Source organism: Paraburkholderia xenovorans, from assembly GCF_046030735.1.
GTDB lineage: Bacteria > Pseudomonadota > Gammaproteobacteria > Burkholderiales > Burkholderiaceae > Paraburkholderia > Paraburkholderia xenovorans_A.
The window spans coordinates 184,711-204,200 of sequence record NZ_JAQQBV010000013.1 but is presented as its reverse complement, the minus strand read 5'-3'; the positions used below and the strand labels follow the sequence as shown (position 1 = coordinate 204,200).

Here is a 19,490-nt window from a genome sequence, read left to right as displayed (position 1 = left end):
CGCGGCCCCCCGGGCCCGCGCGGGCGCGCCCGCCGCGGCCAAGCCCGCCGCGCCGGCCACACCGAAGCCCGCCGCGCCGCGCGTCGTCGTACCCGTGCCGACACCGGGTGCGCCGCGCCGCGCCGCGCAGCAGGAAGCCGCGCCAGTCTCCTCCAACACACCCGCCGCACGTGCACCGTCGACCGCCGCGTCGCGTAACGGCGGCGGCGACCAGAACGGCTCGTCGGTGCCGCCGTGGGACGACATTCCCCTCGACGATTACGCGCCGCTGTCGCCGGCCGACGAAGGCTATTACGGCTTTCCCGAAGACAACTACGTGCCCGTGTTCGACAGCGGTCCCGACGACGTGCGCGTCACCGCAACCGCGGCATCAGCGCCCGCCGCGCCGCCGCCGGTCGTCGACAAACGCCCGCTGCCGCCGGCCGTGCCGCTCGATCCGCTGGGCTTCACCGGCGACTGGCCGGCGCTCGCGATCGATCTGCCGCTCAAGGGCATTTCGTACCAGTTGGCGTTCAACAGCGAACTGATGGCGCTCGACGGCGCCACGCTGAAACTGAATGTGCCAGTGCCGCAGTACGCGGAAGCCTCGCAGGTCGCTAAACTAAAAATCGCGCTCGCCGAAAAGCTCGGCCGCACTGTCGAGGTGCTGGTCGAAGTCGGCCCGGCGCGCCGCACCGCGGCCGCGCACGACGCCGCGCAGCGCGCGCAGCGTCAGCAGGAAGCGGAGCGCGAGATCGGTGCGGACCCGTTCGTCCAATCGTTGATCCGCGAGTTCGGCGCGAGCATCGTGCCCGGCTCGATTCGCCCGATTACGCAGGACGCGGCCCCAGGCGGCGCGTCGTCCGCTCACTGATTCGTCGCGCCGCAGAGCGCACGATTCCCGAATTTCACGCTATTCAAGAAGGAGCATGTCCATGATGAAAGGTCAACTCGCCGGGCTGATGAAACAAGCCCAGCAGATGCAGGAAAACATGAAGAAGATGCAGGAGCAGCTTGCATTGATCGAAGTCGAAGGGCAGTCGGGCGCCGGTCTCGTGAAAGTGACGATGACCTGCAAGAACGACGTGCGTCGCGTGTCGATCGATCCGAGCCTGCTCGCCGACGACAAGGACATGCTGGAAGACCTCGTCGCCGCCGCATTCAACGACGCCGTGCGCAAGGCCGAAGCGACCGCTCAGGAAAAAATGGGTGGGATGACGTCGGGCCTGCCGTTGCCGCCCGGCTTCAAACTGCCGTTCTGACGAGCGGCGCCGCTGCGGGCGGCCAGAGGCTCACGCCGCGGTTCGCGCCGTGGCTTGAGCCAGGGGAGCTTGTGGCGCGGGTCCGCAACCGGTTCTGTGCCGGGGGTCCGCTGAACGCCTTGCTCACGAGCCTCGCTCAAGTTGTCGATCGGGCCTATGTGCCTGATCTGTAGTCATACTGATAGAACCCACCGCAGCGCTTTCGGAACACGAAGGCGATGGCGGGCACTCCACTCCGACGCCGCCGATTCCGCATGAAACAACCTTCCGCCTTGTCGGCGCTCGTCGAAGCGCTGCGCGCGCTGCCTGGCGTCGGGCCGAAGTCCGCGCAACGCATGGCGTATCACCTGATGCAGCACGACCGCGACGCCGCCGAAAAGCTCGGCCGCTCGCTGCTGTTCGCGACCGAGCATCTGCGGCACTGCGAGAAGTGCAACACATTCACCGAGGCGCAGATCTGCGAGGTCTGCCTCGACGAGGAGCGCGATCCGACGCTGCTGTGCGTCGTCGAGACGCCGGCCGATCAGATCATGCTCGAACAGACGATGACCTACCGTGGTCTCTATTTCGTGCTGATGGGCCGGCTGAGCCCGCTCGACGGGATCGGCCCTAAAGAGATTCATTTCGACCGGCTCGTCAAGCGCGCGTCGGACGGTGTCGTCAAGGAAGTCGTGCTAGCGACCAATTTCACCAACGAAGGCGAAGCGACCGCGCATTACCTCGGGCAAACGCTCAAGGCGCGCGGGCTCGCCGTCACGCGTCTGGCGCGCGGCGTGCCGGTGGGCGGCGAGCTGGAATACGTCGACGCCGGCACGATCGCCCGCGCGATGCTCGACCGGCGTTCGATGTAGCGCCCAGCGCACGGAACGACCAGAACGACTGGAACGACCAGAACACAGAGGAGACACATGAGCGTCAACCCTGACTCCGGCGCAAACGCCACTCAAGCAACGCGCGCAACGTCCACCACCCCCGCCGCACCGCAAACCCAACCCGGCCCGCTCGCCGGCGTCAAGGTCCTCGAACTCGGCACGCTGATCGCGGGCCCGTTTGCCGCGCGCTTTCTCGGCGAGTTCGGCGCGGACGTCATCAAGATCGAAGACCCGAAGGGCGGCGATCCGCTGCGCAAGTGGCGCAAGCTCTATCCGGAAGTCGGCGGCACGTCGCTCTGGTGGGCCGTGCAGGCGCGCAACAAGAAATCCGTCACGATCAATCTGAAGGCGGAAGAGGGCAAGGAGATCGTGCGGCGTCTCGCGAAGGAAGCGGACATCGTCGTCGAAAATTTCCGGCCGGGTTTGCTGGAGAAGCTCGGGCTCGGTTATGACGTGCTGTCCGCGGACAATCCGGGGCTCGTGATGGTCCGCTTGTCCGGCTATGGACAGACCGGCCCGTATCGCGACCGTCCCGGTTTCGGGGCGATCGCCGAATCGATGGGCGGCCTGCGCCACATCACCGGCTATCCGGATTTGCCGCCGCCGCGCATCGGCATTTCGATCGGCGACTCGATCGCCGCGCTGCACGGCGTGATCGGCGCGTTGATGGCGCTGCATCACAAGCAGGTGAACGGCGGCAAGGGGCAGGTCGTCGACGTCGCGCTGTACGAGGCCGTCTTCAACATGATGGAAAGCGTGGTGCCCGAATACGGCGTGTACGGGATGGTGCGCGAGCGCACCGGCGCGTCGCTGCCGGGCATCGTGCCGTCGAACACGTATCCGTGCCGCGACGGCAGCATCGTGATCGGCGGCAACAGCGATCCGATCTTCAAGCGCCTGATGGTGGCCATCGATCGCGACGATCTGGCGAACGATCCGGCGCTCGAGCACAACGACGGCCGCGTGCCGCGCACGGAGGAAATCGACGGCGCGATCGCCGCGTGGCTCGCCCCCCGCACGATCGACGAAGCGCTCGCCGTGCTCAATGCCGCCGACGTGCCGGTCGGCCGCATCTTCAGCGTCGCGGACATGTTCAGCGATCCGCAATACATGGCGCGCCAGATGATCCAGCGTTTCAAGTGGCAGGACGGCCGCGAAATCACGTTGCCGGCGGTCACGCCGAAACTCTCGGCGACGCCCGGCGAAACCCGCTGGCTGGGCCCGGAACTGGGTGAACATACCGATGAAGTCCTGCAATCGCTAGGTTATGATGCAGACCACATCGCAAGGTTGCACGCGCAACAGATCGTGTGAGCGGGCGCTGCGATAACAGACGAAAAGCCGCACACAAGCAGATAAAAGCACGGCGCAAACGCCGGACAACAAAGTTGGAGACTCGAGACCATGCAACGCAGAACCTTCCTCGCCGGTAGCGCCGCGTTCGCGGGCGCCACGCTCGCCGCCACGCCGCTCGTTTTCGCGCAGGGCAAACCTGAAACCGCGAAGGTGTCGGTGGCGGTCGGCGGCAAGAACCTGTTCTATTACCTGCCGCTCACGATCGCCGAGCGTCGCGGTTACTTCAAGGACGAAGGCCTCGACGTCGAGATCTCCGATTTCGCCGGCGGTTCGCAGGCGCTGAAGGCGGCGGTCGGCGGCAGCGCTGACGTCGTGTCCGGCGCGTTCGAGCACACGTTGCTGTTGCAGGCGCAGAAGCAGGCGTTCCGCGAGTTCGTGCTGCAAGGGCGCGCGCCGCAGATCGTGCTCGCGGTGTCGAAGAAGACCATGCCGAACTACAAGTCGATCGCCGATCTGAAGGGCAAGAAAATCGGCGTGACCGCGCCGGGTTCGTCGACGTCGATCATGGCGAGCTTCGTGCTGGCGAAGGCCGGGCTGACCGCGAAAGACGTCGCGTTCATCGGCGTGGGCGCCGGGGCCGGCGCGATCGCGGCGTTGCAGTCGGGGCAGATCGATGCGATCGCGAACCTCGACCCGGTGATGACCAAGCTCGAGCGCACCGGCGAGATTCGCGTCGTGTCGGATACGCGCACGCTCGCCGACACGCGCAGCGTGTTCGGCGGCGACATGCCGGCCGGCTGCCTGTATGCGTCGCAGAGCTTCATCACGAAGAACCCGAACACCACGCAGGCGCTGACCAACGCGATGGTGCGCGCGCTCAAGTGGCTGCAGACGGCCACCGGCAGCGAGCTGATCAATACGGTGCCGGAAGGCTATCTGCTCGGCGACCGCGCGGTGTATCTGGACGCCTGGCAGCACGTGAAGGAAGCGATGTCGCCGGACGGCCTGATGCCGGCCGACGGTCCCGCGACGTCGCTGAAAACCTTGCAGACGTTCGACCCGAACGTGCAGGGCAAGCCGATCGATCTGTCGAAGACGTGGACCAACGACTTCGTGAAGAAAGCGCTCGCAACCGTAAAAGTGTAAGCGCGCAGCGCTGCCGCGTTGGCCGTCGTGGAGAACGTCAGCCTCACCGAAACCGATCTTTCGAAGCGAGTCGAACGATGACCGTTGCCGCCCTGGCGCTCGAGAACATCACCTGTACCTTCGCTGCGCGGGACAACCGCGCGCAGCGCTATACGGCCGTCAAGGACACGACCTTGCGCATCGCGCCGGGCGAATTCGTGTCGGTGGTCGGGCCGACCGGCTGCGGCAAATCCACGTTGCTGAACGTCGGCGCGGGCTTGCTGGGGCCGTCGTCGGGCACGGTCAGCGTGTTCGGCGAGCCGCTCGCCGGCATCAACCGCCGGGCCGGCTATATGTTCCAGGCCGACGCGCTGATGCCGTGGCGCTCCGCGATCGACAACGTGATGGCGGGCCTCGCTTTTCACGGCGTGCCGCCGGCCGAAGCGCGCAGCAAAGCCGACGAGTGGTTGAAGCGGGTCGGCCTCGGCGGTTTCGGCGACCGTTATCCGCATCAACTGTCGGGTGGCATGAGAAAGCGCGTCGCGATGGCGCAGACGCTGATTCTCGATCCGGACATCATCCTGATGGACGAGCCGTTTTCGGCGCTCGATATCCAGACGCGTCAACTGATGGAAAACGAGTTGCTCGATCTGTGGGCCGCGAAGCGCAAAGCGGTGCTGTTCATCACGCACGATCTGGATGAAGCGATCGCGATGTCCGACCGTGTGGTGGTGTTGTCGGCGGGGCCGGGCACGCATCCGATCGGCGAGTTCACGATCGATCTGCCGCGCCCGCGCGACGTGGCCGAGATTCGCGCGCATCCGCGTTTCGTCGAGCTGCATGCGCAGATCTGGAGCGTGCTGCGCGATGAAGTGCTCAAGGGTTACCAGCAGCAGCTCACGGCAGTCTGAGCGCGGCGCCTGTTAGCGCCGCCGGGCATCGATCAATCGTCTAAGGCAAACCGAGTCATGTGGAAGACGTTGCGCCCCAACCGGGCGAACCTGGTGATCTGGCAGTGGCTGCTGCTCGTGTTGTGCTTCGTGCTCTGGTACGTGCTGACGAGCCCGACGCTGCTGCCCGCGTTCTATTTCGACGACCCGAACAAGGCCGCGTTCTTCTTCGGCGAACCGCAGAAAGTGTTGCAGCGGATCTGGGAGTGGTTCACGGGCGGCGAGATCTATCTGCATCTGTGGATCACGCTCGTTGAGACCGTGCTCGCGTTCGTGCTCGGCACGGCGTTCGGTCTCGGCGTCGGCTTGTGGCTCGCGCTGGCGCCGCTCGCGAGCGCGCTGTTCGATCCGTATATCAAAGCCGCCAATTCGATGCCGCGCGTGATTCTCGCGCCGATCTTCGGCGTGTGGTTCGGCCTCGGCATCTGGTCGAAGGTCGCGCTCGGCGTGACGCTGGTGTTTTTCATCGTGTTCTTCAACGTCTATCAGGGCGTGAAGGAAGTCAGTCCGGTCGTGCTCGCCAATGCGCGCATGCTCGGCGCGAATCGCAAGCAATTGCTGCGTTCCGTGTATTTGCCGAGCGCGATGAGCTGGGTGTTTTCGAGCTTGCATACGTCGGTGGGATTGGCGTTCGTCGGCTCGGTGGTCGGCGAATACCTCGGCTCGGCGCGCGGCGTGGGCTATCTGATTCTGCAAGCCGAAGGGACGTTCGACATCAACACGGTGTTCGCCGGGATTCTGGTGTTGACCGCGTTCGCGCTGATTCTCGATGGGATCGTCGGCATCGGCGAGCGGCGTTTGATGAAGTGGCAGCCCAAGACGGGCGACACGGAGAAGCTGTAGTTTGCGAGACCTGAGAGACCTGAGAGGCTCAGCGGAAAACGGCGCGTGGTCTTCAAACCACGCGCCGTTTCCGTTTGGCGTCACCGTTTGGCGCGCGGTTGGCTACGGCACGATCACTACCTTGCCGATCACTCGACGTTCCGCCATATCGCGCAACGCGCGGCCCGTGTCTTCGAGCGCATAGCGTGCCGATACGTAGGGCTTCAGCTTGCCTTCACCGATCCAGCCGGTCATCTGCTGGAACGCCGCGTGATTGCGCTGTGGCTCGCGTTTCGCGAAATCGCCCCAGAATACGCCGACGAGACTCGCGCCTTTGAGCAGCGTCAGATTGAGCGGCAGCTTCGGAATCTCGCCGTTCGCAAAGCCCACCACCAGATAACGCCCGCGCCAGCCGATGCTGCGGAATGCGGGCTCCGCATACACGCCGCCGACCGGATCGTAGATCACGTCCGGACCCCGGCCGTCGGTCAGCGCCTTGATGCGCTCGCGCAGGTCTTCGCGGCTGTAGTTGATGGTGGCGTCCGCGCCGTGCTTGACGCACGTGGCGAGCTTTTCGTCGCTCGACGCCGCCGCGATCACGCGCGCGCCGAGCGCCTTGCCGATTTCGACCGCCGCCAGCCCGACGCCGCCGGCCGCGCCGAGCACCAGCATCGTCTCGCCCGCCTGCAACTGGCCGCGATCGACCACCGCGTGATGCGACGTCCCATACGCGAGCGTGAACGCCGCGGCCAGTTCGAACTCGACGCCGTCCGCGAGCGGCACGCAGGCCGCGGCCGGCGCCACCGCCTGCTCGGCAAAACCGCCCGAGCCGGTGAACGCGACCACGCGCGCGCCCGGTTTGAATTGCGTGACGTCCGCGCCGACCGCGCGCACGACGCCGGCGACTTCCGAGCCGGGCGTGAAGGGCAGAGGCGGTTTGAACTGGTATTTGTTCTCGATGATCAGCACATCGGGAAAGTTGACGGCCGCGGCCTTGACGTCGATGACGACGTGGCCGGGCGGCGGCTCGAGATCCGGCAGGTTGTCGACGACCAGGCTTTCCGGCGGCCCGTATTGATTACAGCGAATCGCGCGCATCGTGTCTCCATATCGATCTGGTTTTTTCAAGGGGCGTGCCGCAAGCGGACTTCCTTCGGGCACAAGCTGTCCGAGTGTAAAGCAATGCGCACGACCGTGCGTTTCTAGTGTCGGCACACGTGCTCGCGTGCGCCCGTCATGCCCGGCCCAAGCCTCGGCGACACGCGCGCCGCGTGCGCTTCGCCTACCGTGCGCGCACCGTCTGCCGTGTCGTTCGCGCGCCTTCTTTCCTCGGTTACAATCGCCGCATGCGAATCCTACTCAGCAACGACGACGGTTATCTGGCGCCTGGTCTGGCCGCGCTTTACGAGGCGCTCAGGCCGATCGCGGACGTTACCGTGATGGCGCCCGAGCAGAACTGCAGCGGCGCGTCCAACTCCCTGACGCTGTCGCGGCCGCTCTCGGTGCTGCGTTCGGCGAACGGCTTTTACTATGTGAACGGCACGCCGACCGATTCCGTGCATATCGCGCTGACCGGCATGCTGGACCATACGCCGGATCTGGTCGTCTCGGGCATCAACAACGGCCAGAACATGGGAGAAGATACGCTCTATTCGGGCACCGTCGCGGCCGCCACCGAGGGCATCATGTTCGGCGTGCCGGCTATCGCGTTCTCGCTGGTCGACAAAGACTGGGTGCATCTCGACGACGCGGTGCGGGTCGCCGCTGAAATCGTCGCGCATTATCTCGAAGAGCCGTTGCCCGGCCATCCGTTGCTGAACGTCAATATTCCGAATCTGCCGTACGAACAACTGCGTGACTGGCAGGTCACGCGGCTCGGCAAGCGGCATCCGTCGCAACCGGTGATCCGCCAGACCAACCCGCGCGGCGAACCGATCTACTGGATCGGACCGTCCGGCAGCGCGCGCGACGCGAGCGAGGGCACCGATTTTCATGCGGTCGCCAACGGGCACGTGTCGATCACCCCGCTGCAACTCGACCTGACCCACACGCAGATGCTGCCCGCCGCGCGCGACTGGGCACGCTCAGGCAGCGGCGCTTCATGACGAGCGAGCGCGCGAAGCGCTTTCCGCTCGGCCTCGAGGACCTGGTGCGCGAACCGCGCCGGCCTGAAGGGCGTCCGGGTGAAATGCGCGCAGCGGCGCTGGCCGCGAGCGCGGCGCTGAACACGCGCAAGCAGGCGCCGAAGGCTGCGCCGCTCGGGTCGACCGGCAAGCCCGCGCAAACTCAGGCGCAAGCGCAAGCGCAAGCGCAAGCGCAAGCGCAGGCGAGGGCGCAAGCCCAGTCGCAGTCGAAGCCCTCGGGCACGACCCAGCCGCAGTCCACGCTGCAAGCGTCAGCCAAATCGCTGACCCAATCGCAAACCAAACCGCAAACCAAACCGCAAACCAAACCGCAAACCAAACCGCCAGCCTCGTCGCCGGCCAAAACGCCGCTTCAGCAAACCAGGGCCGCTGCATCGACAGCCGGCGCGCGCTCCGCACCGAAACCGTCGCAGCCCGGCCATTCCGCGGCGAGATCGAGCGAGCGTGCCGCCGTGCCGAACGTCGCGTTGAACGGCGCATTGGCACTGACTTCGGAACGGGTTCGCGAACGGATGGTCGAACGCCTGCGTGCGAACGGCGTGACCGACCCGCGCGTGCTGAATGCGATGTCGGTGGTGCCGCGCCACATGTTCGTCGACCCGGGCCTCGCCGCCCAGGCTTACGAAGATGCGGCGCTGCCGATCGGCCATCACCAGACGATCTCCAAACCCTCGGTGGTCGCGCGGATGATCGAGCTGGCGGCGGCCGGTCGCACACTGAACACCGTGCTTGAAATCGGTACCGGCTGCGGTTACCAGGCGGCGGTGCTGAGCCAGGTCGCGCGCGACGTGTACTCGATTGAACGCATCAAGCCGCTGTCCGAGCGCGCGAAGACGAACTTGCGGCCACTGCGTATTCCGAACATCCGGCTGCATTACGGCGACGGGCGGCTCGGGCTGCCGTCGGCCGCGCCGTTCGACGCGATCGTGATCGCCGCGGCCGGCCTCGACGTACCGCAGGCATTGCTTGAACAACTCGCGATCGGCGGCCGTCTGGTCGCGCCGGTCGGCTCGCAGGAAGGCCAGAACCAGGTGCTGACGCTGGTCGAACGCGTCGGACCCGCGCAGTGGCGCGAGTCGCGGCTTGATCGCGTTTTCTTTGTACCCTTAAAATCCGGAGTGATTTGACACCGATGAGTATGTTGCGCGCGATGCGAAGAACCACACTGAATGTCCCAATGACCGTAACCCAGCGTAGCGTGTGCGTGCTCGCCTTGTCCCTGTTGATGACGGCCTGTGCGAGCCGGCTCGATCAGGCGCCTGTGGTCGACCGTTCCGGCGGCACGCCGCCGCTCGGCACCGTCGGCGCGCAGCAGCCGGCCGTGCCGCTCGGTCCGCCGCCGCCGGGCTACTACCGTGTGAAACCGGGCGACACGCTGTACCGGATCGCACTCGAGAACGGCCAGAACTACCGCGACATTTCGGCCTGGAACAATCTCACGAACCCGAATCAGATCGAAGTCGACCAGTTGCTGCGTGTCGTGCCGCCGGGTGCGAACACGGCCGGTCTGACGCCGGGTGTCGCGACTGCGCCGATCGGTGGGGGCGCCGCAGTGCAAAGCGCGCCGCTGGGTAGCACGCCGCCGCCCGCTGGCGCGACGGCCGGCAGCGCAGCGCCGCCGATCTACGGCTCCGCCGCGAACAACGCCGTGCCGCCGCCCGCCGCGGGCGCCGCCAGCGATTCGAGCGCGGGCGCCTCGGGCAACATCGCGTTCGCGTGGCCGGTGCGCGGACCGCTGCTCGGCACCTTCAACGATTCGACCAACAAGGGCGTCAATATCGGCGGTGCCGCTGGCGATCCGGTGAAAGCGTCGGCGGATGGGCGCGTGGTTTATGCCGGAAATGGGCTGCGTGGTTACGGCAATCTCATTATCATCAAACATGATGCAACTTATCTCACCGCGTATGCACATAACCGCGCTTTGATGGTAAAAGAGGGGGACGCGGTGACCAAAGGGCAGAAGATCGCCGAGATGGGCAACAGCGATTCCGACCGCGTGATGTTGCATTTCGAAGTTCGCCGGCAGGGTAAACCTGTCGACCCACTGAAGTATTTGCCGCCGCAATAAGCGATACGACCATGCCGAAATCGAAGCGCCGCCTGCCGCAAGCCGAGTCTGAAACGACCAGCCGTGCCACGTCTGCTTCGGTGGACGAAGGCAGCGCTTCTGAAGTGGAAGAAGAGATCGCAGAGGAGCGCGATCTCGACGAACGCCAGAGCGGCGGCGAAGAGCCGGGCGAAGCCCGCGAAAGCGTCGCCGAGCCCGCGCCTGACGCGGACGATTTCCGCGCGCTGCTGCAGGCCGAGCTCACGGCCGACACGATCCAGCACTACCTGAACCGCATCAGCGTGAAACCGCTGCTCACCGTCGAGGAAGAGCAGAAGTACTCGCGCCTCGCGAAGGCGGGCGAGTTCGAAGCCCGGCAGGTGATGATCGAGCGCAATCTGCGGCTCGTGGTCAGCATCGCGAAGGGTTATCTGAACCGCGGCGTGCCGCTGCTCGATCTGATCGAAGAGGGCAACCTCGGCCTGATGCACGCGATCGAGAAGTTCGATCCCACCCGCGGTTTCCGCTTTTCCACTTATGCCACCTGGTGGATCCGCCAAAGCATCGAGCGCGCGATCATGAACCAGGCGCGCACCGTGCGTTTGCCGGTGCACGTGATTCGCGAGCTCAATCAGGTGCTGCGTGCGAAGCGCCACCTGGAAAAGAACTCGATGAATTCGGGCGAAGCCGCCGAGCGCCGCGATGCCAGCATTGACGACATCGCTTATCTGACCGGCAAGACCACCGACGAAGTCACCGACATCCTCGCGCTGAACGAGCACACCGCGTCGCTGGATGCACCGCTCGATCTCGATCCGGCGAGCAGTCTGCTCGATCTGTTGTCCGACGACCAGAGCCAGTCGCCGGATGCCGAGGTGCAGCATCGCGAGCTGGAAACGCTCACGCGCGCATGGCTCGCGCGGCTGTCGGACAAGCATCGTCATGTGATCGAGCGGCGCTTTGGGCTGAACCACATCGAGCCCGCCACGCTCGAAGAGCTCGCCGACGAAATGGGCCTCACGCGCGAGCGTGTGCGCCAGATCCAACAGGAAGCGCTGGTGCGGTTAAAGCGCTTCTTCGCCTCCAACGGTGTTCGCAAGGACGCTGTTCTCTAATCTGATGACACCGATTCTTGTATTCGACATCGAGACGATTCCCGATGTCGCCGGCATTCGCCGTCTCGAAGATTTGCCTGCCACCCTGAGCGACGCCGAAGTCGCCGAGCACGCGTTCGCCGCGCGCCGCGAAAAAACCGGTAGCGACTTCCTGCCGCACCACCTGCAACGGATCGCGGCGATTTCCTGCGTGTTCCGCGACAACAACGGCTTTCGCGTGCGCTCGCTCGGCACACTGGAAGACGGCGAAGCCGCGCTCGTGCAGTCGTTCTACCGGGTGATCGAGAAGTACACGCCGCAGCTCGTGTCATGGAACGGCGGTGGCTTCGACTTGCCGGTGCTGAATTACCGCGCGCTCGTGAACGGCATTCCGGCTTACCGTTTCTGGGATCTCGGCGAGGACGACCGCGAATTCAAGTGGAACAACTACATCAGCCGTTATCACGCGCGTCACACCGACCTGATGGACGTGCTGGCGATGTACCAGGCGCGCGCCAACGCACCGCTCGACGCGCTCGCCAAGATGTGCGGCTTTCCCGGCAAGATGGGCATGGACGGCAGCCAGGTGTGGCACGCTTACCAGGAAGGGCGCATCGAGGAAATCCGCAATTATTGCGAGACCGACGTCGTCAATACGTACTTGTTGTATTGCCGTTTCCAGTTGATTCGCGGCGCTTTTTCGGCCGAAGAGTATGCCGACGAAATCAATCTGGTGAAGAACGCGCTCGCGCAGGAAAGCGCGCCGCAATGGGCCGAGTATCTGGCTGCGTTCGATCAGTAGCCTGAAGTAATCCGGCAGCGGCGCGTACGAACACCGCAGGGCGCCGTCACCGCAAGCCGCCGCGCCAAAGGGTTGGCAACGGCGGCGCTTCGTCTACAATCTCGCCTTTCCCCAAGTTTGTCAGGAAGTCGCAGGTGTCCCGATCCGCCCCCCAACGCCGCTCGCCCAAGCGTCAGAAGGCGCCGCCGCCGGTCAAGGCGCGCGTCATCACCGGCCATGAGCCGGTCGTCGAAATCGTTTCGCTCGATATGGAAGCGCGCGGCGTGGGCCGCCTCGAAGGCGAAGACGGCGCGCCAGGCAAGGTGATCTTCGTCGAAGGCGCGTTGCCGGGCGAACTCGTCAGCTATTCGCCGCTTCGCAGCAAACCCAAATTCGAGCAGGCGGAAGTCGTTCAGGTGTTTCGCGAGAGCGTGATCCGCACCACGCCGAAATGCGTGTATTTCGATATCTGCGGCGGCTGTTCGATGCAGCATCTGGATATCCGCGCACAGATCGCGGTCAAGCAGCGCGTGCTGGAAGACAATCTGCAGCATCTCGCGAAACTGCGCCCCGAAACCGTGTTCCGGCCGATTCATGGGCCGACCTGGGGCTACCGTTATCGCGCGCGTATGGCGGTGCGTTATTTGCCGGAAAAGGGCGGGATGCGCATTGGCTTCTACGAGAAAAAGAGCAGCTATATCGCCGACATGAAGAGCTGCGAGGTGCTGCCGCCGCATGTGTCGGCGCTGCTGATGCCGCTGCGCTTCATGATCCGCAAGCTGTCGATCTACGATCGCATGCCGCAGATCGAGCTGGCGGTCGGCTCGTCGGTGACCGCGCTGGTGCTGCGCAATCTCGAGCCGCTCACGGCCGCCGACGAACAGGTGCTGCGCGATTTCGCCGACGAACACAAGATCCAGTGGTGGCTGCAACCCGGCGGTCCCGACACGGTCGCGCCGTTCTATCCGCTCGACGTCCAACTCGATTACACGTTGCCGGAATTCAACATCCGGATGCCGTTCAAGCCGACCGATTTCACCCAGGTCAATCACCAGATCAACCGCGTGCTGGTGAGCCGCGCGCTGCGCCTGCTCGCGCCAGCGCGCACGGATCGCGTGCTGGATCTGTTCTGCGGAATCGGCAACTTCACGCTGCCGCTCGCGCGGATTTCCCGGGAGGTCGTGGGGATCGAAGGCAGCGAAGTGCTAACCTCGCGCGCGCTCGCCAATGCCGGCCTGAACGGCGTGGCGGGGCATACGTCGTTTGCGTGCCGCAACCTGTTCGAAGTCACCGCCGACGACATCCGCGCGCTCGGCCACTTCGACAAATTCCTGATCGACCCGCCGCGCGAAGGCGCGCTGGCGGTCGCGAAGGCGCTCGCGGAGATCGCGCAAAGCGGCGAAGGGCCGTTGCCGAAGCGCATCGTCTACGTGTCGTGCAATCCGTCGACGCTCGCGCGCGACTCGGGGCTGCTCGTGCATGAAGCCGGCTATCGGCTGGTGGGCGCGGGCGTGGTGAACATGTTCCCGCACACGTCGCACGTGGAATCGATCGCGTTGTTCGAGCGGGATTGAAGAGCGCGCGCCCGGCGCGGCGCTCGATTCAGGCTAAGCCACTTACGCATCAGGCACGCACAAACAGAAACGCCACGAATTGGGTCGTGGCGTTTCTGTTTTGTAGCGAGCTTTTCAGCGCTTCGGACGGCTTAGAACTGCCACCACGATTTTTCCTTACCGGGCCTTGCATGACCCGTGATGTACGGGCTATCCGGGAAGGTGCCGGCCAGCACGCGCTTGGTGTCGTCGGCCAGTTGCGGCTGGTTCAGCTTCTCATACGACAGCATCATGATGTGTAGTGCGTCCTCGATAGCCGGTGCATTCTTGTATTGCGTCAACGCCAGTTGCGCGCGGTTGATCGCGGCGACGTACGCACCGCGGCGGTAGTAATAATCCGCTGCGTGGACTTCGTGCGACGCCAGCGCGTTGACGATATAGCGCATGCGTTGCGCGGCGTCCGGCGCATACTTGCTGTTCGGGTATTTATCGACCACGACCTTGAACGCGTCATACGACTCGCGCAGCGACTTCGGGTCGCGCTCGCTCATGTCCTGGCCGGAGAAGCGGCCGAACAGACCGAGGTCGTCGTTGAAGTGGATCATGCCCTTCAGGTAGTACGCGTAGGCGATGTCCGGGTGATCCGGGTGCAACTGGATGAAGCGGTCGATCGCCTGATCAGCGGCCGCATTTTCGTTGTCTTTCCAGTTGCAGTACGCGACGTTGATCTGCGCCTGCTGGGCGAAGTGGCCGAACGGATCGCGGCCCTCGAGCATTTCGAAGTACTTCGCGCACTTGCCGAAGTCACCGCCGGAGAGAGCGTCGTTCGCCTCCGTATATAATTTGTTGTTGTTCCACGTAGCCGTTTCGTCGGTCTTCTCCGGCAGGCCGTGACAAGCCGCAACAAGAGCAACGGCTGCGGCACACGCAATGTATCCGGCCACTTTCCGGGCCGCCTTCTTGATGGCCGCCAAATTGATCGCCGCTTTAGTGATGGTGTTCAAGGCTCGCATTTTCCAGTCTAGCTTTACGTCCAGGTGACCCAGACTCAATGACCCGCTCAAATACTCCTGATACCGCAACCGGTGCCGGGAATAGCAACAAAGATTATAGCGTAAGCGCTGAACCCTCCGACGCTTTGGACATCGACTCGCTCGACGACGATCTCGGCAGCGACGCGCTCGCCGGCGCCGGCGAGCAACGCCCGGTGCCGACCGTGGCAAGCCCCGTGGCGGACGAATCGCCGCGCAGCGTCGTGGTGCCCGACGAACTGGCGGGCGAACGCCTCGACAAGGTGCTCGCGCGCGTCTTTCCGGAGTTTTCGCGCAATCGCCTGCAAAGCTGGATCGAGGCCGAGCGCGTGCGCATCGACGGCCGCGCGGCGAAGATCCGCCAGCCGGTGCCGCTCGGCGCGACGATCGAGCTCGTGCCCGATCTCTTGCCCGAACAGCTCGCGTTCACGCCGGAGCCGGTGCCGCTCGAGATCGTCTATGAAGACGACACGCTGGTGGTGATCAACAAGCCGGCCGGCATGGTCGTGCATCCGGCGGCCGGCAACTGGACCGGCACGCTGCTGAACGGTCTGCTGTATCGCTACGGCGACGCGGCCGCGGGCCTGCCGCGCGCGGGCATCGTGCATCGGCTCGACAAGGAAACCTCGGGCCTGATGGTGGTCGCGCGCACGCTCGAGGCGCAGACCGACCTCGTGCGGCAATTGCAGGCGCGCACGGTGAAGCGCCGTTATCTCGCGCTGGTGTGGGGCAACATGCCCGAAGAGGGCACCATCGACGCGCCGATCGGCCGCGACCCGCGCGAACGCACCCGCATGGCGGTGGTGACGAGCGCGTCGGGGAAGGCGGCGCGCACGCATTTCCGGCGCGTCGATACGGCGATCTGGCAGCGTCAGCCGGTCACTGCGATTCATTGCGATCTCGAAACCGGCCGCACGCATCAGATTCGCGTGCATTGCGCGCATATCGGGCATCCGCTGCTGGGCGATCCGGTGTATGGGCGCGCGCGCGGCAAGCGCTCGGTTACGCCGCTGCCGGACGGCTTCGCGCGTCAGGCATTGCACGCGTGGCGCCTCGGGCTGATCCATCCGAAAACCGGCCGCACGATGCAATGGCGCGCCGATGCGCCGGAAGACATGCAGGTGTTGTCGGCGGCGCTCGGTCTTGGGCGCGACGAGGCCGGCGAATTCGACGACACGTATTATGAGGAAGACGACTACGACGCGGCGCTGGACGATGACGCCGCTGAAGACGGCGCGCCCGATCATGACGGCGATGAGCACGACGACGACCACGACAATGAGCACGAAGACGACGAGGACGATCGCACATGATGCCCGAACTGGGTTTCGACGATGTCGTGCAACCGGCGTGGAACGTATCGCCGCGCGTGCGTGCGCTGGTCACCACGCGCAACGGCGGCGTGAGTGAGCCGCCGTTCGGCCGCTGGCATGACGGCGCAGATCATTCAGGCGGCCTGAACCTCGGGATGAAAGCCGGCGACGATCCGGCCGCGGTCGCGGTCAATCGCGCGCGTCTTTTGCAACTGACCGGCGCGGGCGAAGCCGCATGGCTCGAGCAGATTCACGGCGCGGGCATCGTACGCGCCGAGGACGCCCTCGCACACGCACAAGCAACCGGGACGCCGATGCGCGCCGACGCGAGCGTCACCGATCGTCCCGGCACGCTGTGCGTCGTGATGATCGCCGATTGCATGCCGGTGCTGCTGTGCGACGAAGCGGGCAGCGCGGTCGGCGCCGCGCATGCGGGGTGGCGCGGGCTGGCGGCAGGCATCGTCGAACAGACCGCGCAGCGTGTCGCGGAACTGGCCGGCGTCGACGCCGCTTCGTTGCATGCGTATCTCGGACCCGCGATCGGACCGGACGCATTCGAGGTCGGCGCAGATGTGCGTGACGCGTTCATGAACGGTGTCGACCTCGCACAACGCGATGCGACGTCGAATGCATTCATTGCGCATCCGCACAACGCGGGTAAGTACCTCGCCGATCTTCCGGCGCTGGCGCGTCTGCGCTTGCAGCAGATCGGCGTGACGAAGATCGTCGGCGGCGATCTCTGCACGGTGACGCAACGCGAGCGTTTCTACTCCTATCGTCGCGATCGCGAGACGGGGCGCATGGCCGCGCTGATCTGGATCGACGAGCAGGCGTAAGCGCTCGTCGGTGCTCGTGACGCGCGCATGAGGGTTTGTTCGGAGGCGGCGCGGCAGGCTTTTTTGCTGCACCGCCAGAAATTATCGGCGGCGCGTCGATACGCCGCGAAAATGCGTGCGGCGCGAACGGATAAACGCACATAAGCCTATGCAAAATGGGAGCTTTTTTCGCTGTTCGTTACGCGCCCTCAGCCCTGTTCCAAAAGCGCGATCTGCTACACAGGGAAAACGATAATTAAAAAACTATCGCACTGCGGCAAAATCGGGAACAAGCATTGACATGCCTTGCGATGGGGAGCAAGAATGTTCCTCACGGCTCCTCGTACAGGGACAGGGCGTGACGAGGTCGCGAGCAATCGCCCACTTGCGCACGAACCTGCCTCTCAACCCGTCCGCAAGGACTTACCGGTCAAAAGCAGGTATGGCAGCATCACATTCCTCAGCTTCCCCCAGCAGCGACTCCTCCACGGAGCACAAGCAGGCCGGTACGAGCGGCGCATCCGTGGCCGCCGGCATGCAACAGTTGTTCGATGCGTGGATGAACGCAATGCGTTTGCCCGGCGCGCCGGCAGGCGGCAACGCCATGCCGTTCGCGATGCCGCAGATTTCACAGTTCCCGCAGTTCGCGCAGTTTCCGCCAACAGGCTTGCCGCCATTTCCGCAGCTCGGTCTGCCGCCAATGCCGTCGTTTCCAGGCATGCCCGATTTCAGCAAACTTGCTGCGGGCGCGTTGCCGTCCTTGCCTTCGTTCGCCGGCCTGAATGTACCGAGCGCGGCGATTCCGTCCGAGCGTCTGCAAAAGCTGCAAGCCGATTATTCGCGCGAGGCGTTGGAGTTGATCCAGCAGGCCACCGGCTCGGCGACCCAGGCACCGGAACTCAAAGATCGCCGCTTCAGTGCGGACGCATGGAGCGCGACGCCGGCCTATGCGTTCACCGCCGCGTGGTATCTGCTGAACGCGCGCTATCTTCAGGAGATGGTCGACGCGCTCGACACGGAACCGAAGGTGCGCGAGCGCATCCGCTTCGCGGTTCAGCAATGGACGGCCGCGGCTTCGCCGAGCAACTTCTTCGCGTTGAATCCTGAAGCGCAAAAGACCTTGCTCGACAGTCAGGGCGAGAGCTTGCGCCAGGGCGTGATGAACCTGCTTGCCGACATGCAGCGCGGCAAAATTTCGCAGACCGACGAGTCGCGTTTCGTGGTCGGCGAAAACCTCGCGAACACCGAAGGCACCGTGGTGTTCGAGAACGATCTGATCCAGTTGATCCAGTACAAGCCGCGCACGGCCACCGTGCGCGAGCGGCCGCTGTTGATCGTGCCGCCTTGCATCAACAAGTTCTACATTCTCGATCTGCAGCCGGAAAATTCGCTGGTCGCGCATGGGCTCGATTCGGGGCACCAGGTGTTCCTGATCTCGTGGCGCAATGCGGATGCGTCGATTGCCCACAAGACGTGGGACGACTACATCGGCGAGGGCGTGCTGAAGGCGATCGAAACGGTCAGCCGGATCAGCGGGCGCGAACAGATCAACACGCTCGGGTTCTGCGTGGGCGGCACGATGCTCGCCACGGCGCTGGCGGTGGCGGCTGCGCGAGGCGAACATCCGGCCGCGTCGATGACGTTGCTCACCGCGATGCTCGATTTCACCGACACCGGCGTGCTCGATATTTTCGTCGACGAAGCCCATGTGCAGATGCGTGAGCAAAGCATCGGCGGCAAGAACGGCGGCAAACCCGGTTTGATGCGGGGCCTCGAATTCGCCAACACGTTTTCGTTCCTGCGGCCGAACGATCTCGTGTGGAACTACGTCGTCGACAATTATTTGAAGGGCCGCACGCCGGTGCCTTTCGATCTGCTCTACTGGAACAGCGATTCGACCAGCTTGCCGGGGCCGATGTACGTCTGGTATCTGCGCAATACGTATCTCGAGAACAAGCTGCGCGAGCCGGGTGCGTTGACCACGTGCGGCGAGTCGATCGATCTGTCCAGGATCGATGTACCGACCTTCATCTACGGCTCACGCGAAGACCATATCGTGCCGTGGGAAACGGCTTATGCGTCGGTGCCGTTGCTGAGCGGGCCGCTCAAGTTCGTGCTCGGCGCGTCAGGGCACATCGCAGGCGTGATCAATCCGCCGGCGAAGAAAAAGCGCAATTACTGGGTGCTGGAAGGCGACCCGAAATCGCTGCCGGAAAAGCCGCAGGAATGGTTCGAGCAGGCGGGCGAAGTCGCCGGCAGCTGGTGGCCCGAATGGACCACCTGGCTCGACCAGTACGGCGGCAAGAAGGTGAAGCCGCGCGCGGAACCGGGCTCTGCCGAATTCCCGCCGATCGAGCCGGCGCCCGGCCGTTATGTGCGCCAGCGCGAATGATGAAGTGCGACGAA

The 19,490-nt window shown here is 64.7% G+C and carries 18 protein-coding genes; 16 read left to right on the top strand and 2 right to left on the bottom strand.

Annotated elements, in window-relative coordinates; genetic code table 11:
• From PQQ51_RS15460 to PQQ51_RS15430, 7 genes are all read left to right on the top strand, one after another.
• A partial coding sequence (locus PQQ51_RS15460; RefSeq protein WP_408497654.1) for a DNA polymerase III subunit gamma/tau C-terminal domain-containing protein occupies positions 1–853 on the top strand: 853 nt, incomplete at its 5' end.
• A gap of 61 nt (positions 854–914) precedes the next feature.
• Positions 915–1,241, top strand: coding sequence for a YbaB/EbfC family nucleoid-associated protein (locus tag PQQ51_RS15455; RefSeq protein WP_007182071.1), 327 nt, complete (start codon positions 915–917; stop codon positions 1,239–1,241).
• 254 nt (positions 1,242–1,495) lie between these two features.
• On the top strand, positions 1,496–2,092 hold the full coding sequence (recR, locus tag PQQ51_RS15450; RefSeq protein ID WP_408497653.1) for a recombination mediator RecR: 597 nt from the start codon (positions 1,496–1,498) through the stop codon (positions 2,090–2,092).
• Between the two features lie 57 nt (positions 2,093–2,149).
• Complete coding sequence (locus tag PQQ51_RS15445) at positions 2,150–3,427, top strand: CaiB/BaiF CoA transferase family protein (protein WP_408497652.1); 1,278 nt, start codon at positions 2,150–2,152, stop codon at positions 3,425–3,427.
• Between the two features lie 90 nt (positions 3,428–3,517).
• Positions 3,518–4,555, top strand: a complete 1,038-nt coding sequence (locus PQQ51_RS15440; RefSeq protein WP_408497651.1) for an ABC transporter substrate-binding protein — start codon at positions 3,518–3,520, stop codon at positions 4,553–4,555.
• Positions 4,556–4,632: 77 nt separating this feature from the next.
• On the top strand, positions 4,633–5,445 hold the full coding sequence (locus PQQ51_RS15435; RefSeq protein WP_408497650.1) for an ABC transporter ATP-binding protein: 813 nt from the start codon (positions 4,633–4,635) through the stop codon (positions 5,443–5,445).
• A 57-nt stretch (positions 5,446–5,502) separates the two neighbouring features.
• A complete protein-coding gene (locus PQQ51_RS15430) occupies positions 5,503–6,327 on the top strand; it encodes an ABC transporter permease (RefSeq protein ID WP_408497649.1) in 825 nt (274 codons plus the stop codon).
• Positions 6,328–6,429: 102 nt separating this feature from the next.
• On the opposite strand, the gene PQQ51_RS15425 is transcribed toward PQQ51_RS15430, so the two are convergent.
• Complete coding sequence (locus tag PQQ51_RS15425; protein ID WP_408497648.1) at positions 6,430–7,404, bottom strand: NADPH:quinone oxidoreductase family protein; 975 nt, start codon at positions 7,402–7,404, stop codon at positions 6,430–6,432.
• Positions 7,405–7,652: 248 nt separating this feature from the next.
• Between PQQ51_RS15425 and surE the strand changes: the two genes are divergently transcribed.
• From surE to rlmD, 6 genes are all read left to right on the top strand, one after another.
• On the top strand, positions 7,653–8,411 hold the full coding sequence (gene surE / locus PQQ51_RS15420; RefSeq protein WP_408497647.1) for a 5'/3'-nucleotidase SurE: 759 nt from the start codon (positions 7,653–7,655) through the stop codon (positions 8,409–8,411).
• Positions 8,408–9,577 (top strand): protein-L-isoaspartate(D-aspartate) O-methyltransferase, encoded by a 1,170-nt coding sequence (locus PQQ51_RS15415; RefSeq protein ID WP_408497646.1) that lies wholly within the window; start codon positions 8,408–8,410, stop codon positions 9,575–9,577. The genes surE and PQQ51_RS15415 overlap by 4 nt, the downstream gene beginning before the upstream one ends.
• A 5-nt stretch (positions 9,578–9,582) precedes the next feature.
• Positions 9,583–10,518 (top strand): peptidoglycan DD-metalloendopeptidase family protein, encoded by a 936-nt coding sequence (locus PQQ51_RS15410; RefSeq protein WP_408497645.1) that lies wholly within the window; start codon positions 9,583–9,585, stop codon positions 10,516–10,518.
• An 11-nt stretch (positions 10,519–10,529) separates the two neighbouring features.
• A complete protein-coding gene (gene rpoS / locus PQQ51_RS15405) occupies positions 10,530–11,612 on the top strand; it encodes an RNA polymerase sigma factor RpoS (RefSeq protein WP_408497644.1) in 1,083 nt (360 codons plus the stop codon).
• A gap of 4 nt (positions 11,613–11,616) precedes the next feature.
• Complete coding sequence (locus PQQ51_RS15400) at positions 11,617–12,393, top strand: 3'-5' exonuclease (protein ID WP_408497643.1); 777 nt, start codon at positions 11,617–11,619, stop codon at positions 12,391–12,393.
• Between the two features lie 134 nt (positions 12,394–12,527).
• Positions 12,528–13,946, top strand: coding sequence for a 23S rRNA (uracil(1939)-C(5))-methyltransferase RlmD (rlmD, locus tag PQQ51_RS15395; RefSeq protein ID WP_408497642.1), 1,419 nt, complete (start codon positions 12,528–12,530; stop codon positions 13,944–13,946).
• Between the two features lie 131 nt (positions 13,947–14,077).
• On the opposite strand, the gene bamD is transcribed toward rlmD, so the two are convergent.
• Complete coding sequence (bamD, locus tag PQQ51_RS15390) at positions 14,078–14,938, bottom strand: outer membrane protein assembly factor BamD (RefSeq protein ID WP_408497641.1); 861 nt, start codon at positions 14,936–14,938, stop codon at positions 14,078–14,080.
• Between the two features lie 38 nt (positions 14,939–14,976).
• Here bamD and PQQ51_RS15385 point away from each other — a divergent pair, with 38 nt between their 5' ends.
• The 3 genes from PQQ51_RS15385 to phaC all read left to right on the top strand — a co-directional run bounded on the left by PQQ51_RS15385 (position 14,977) and on the right by phaC (position 19,476).
• Complete coding sequence (locus tag PQQ51_RS15385) at positions 14,977–16,269, top strand: RluA family pseudouridine synthase (protein ID WP_408497640.1); 1,293 nt, start codon at positions 14,977–14,979, stop codon at positions 16,267–16,269.
• Positions 16,266–17,105: a peptidoglycan editing factor PgeF gene (pgeF, locus tag PQQ51_RS15380; RefSeq protein ID WP_408497639.1), complete on the top strand. Its 840-nt coding sequence runs from the start codon at positions 16,266–16,268 to the stop codon at positions 17,103–17,105. The genes PQQ51_RS15385 and pgeF overlap by 4 nt, the downstream gene beginning before the upstream one ends.
• A 514-nt stretch (positions 17,106–17,619) precedes the next feature.
• On the top strand, positions 17,620–19,476 hold the full coding sequence (gene phaC / locus PQQ51_RS15375; RefSeq protein WP_408497659.1) for a class I poly(R)-hydroxyalkanoic acid synthase: 1,857 nt from the start codon (positions 17,620–17,622) through the stop codon (positions 19,474–19,476).
• Positions 19,477–19,490: the final 14 nt, after the last annotated feature.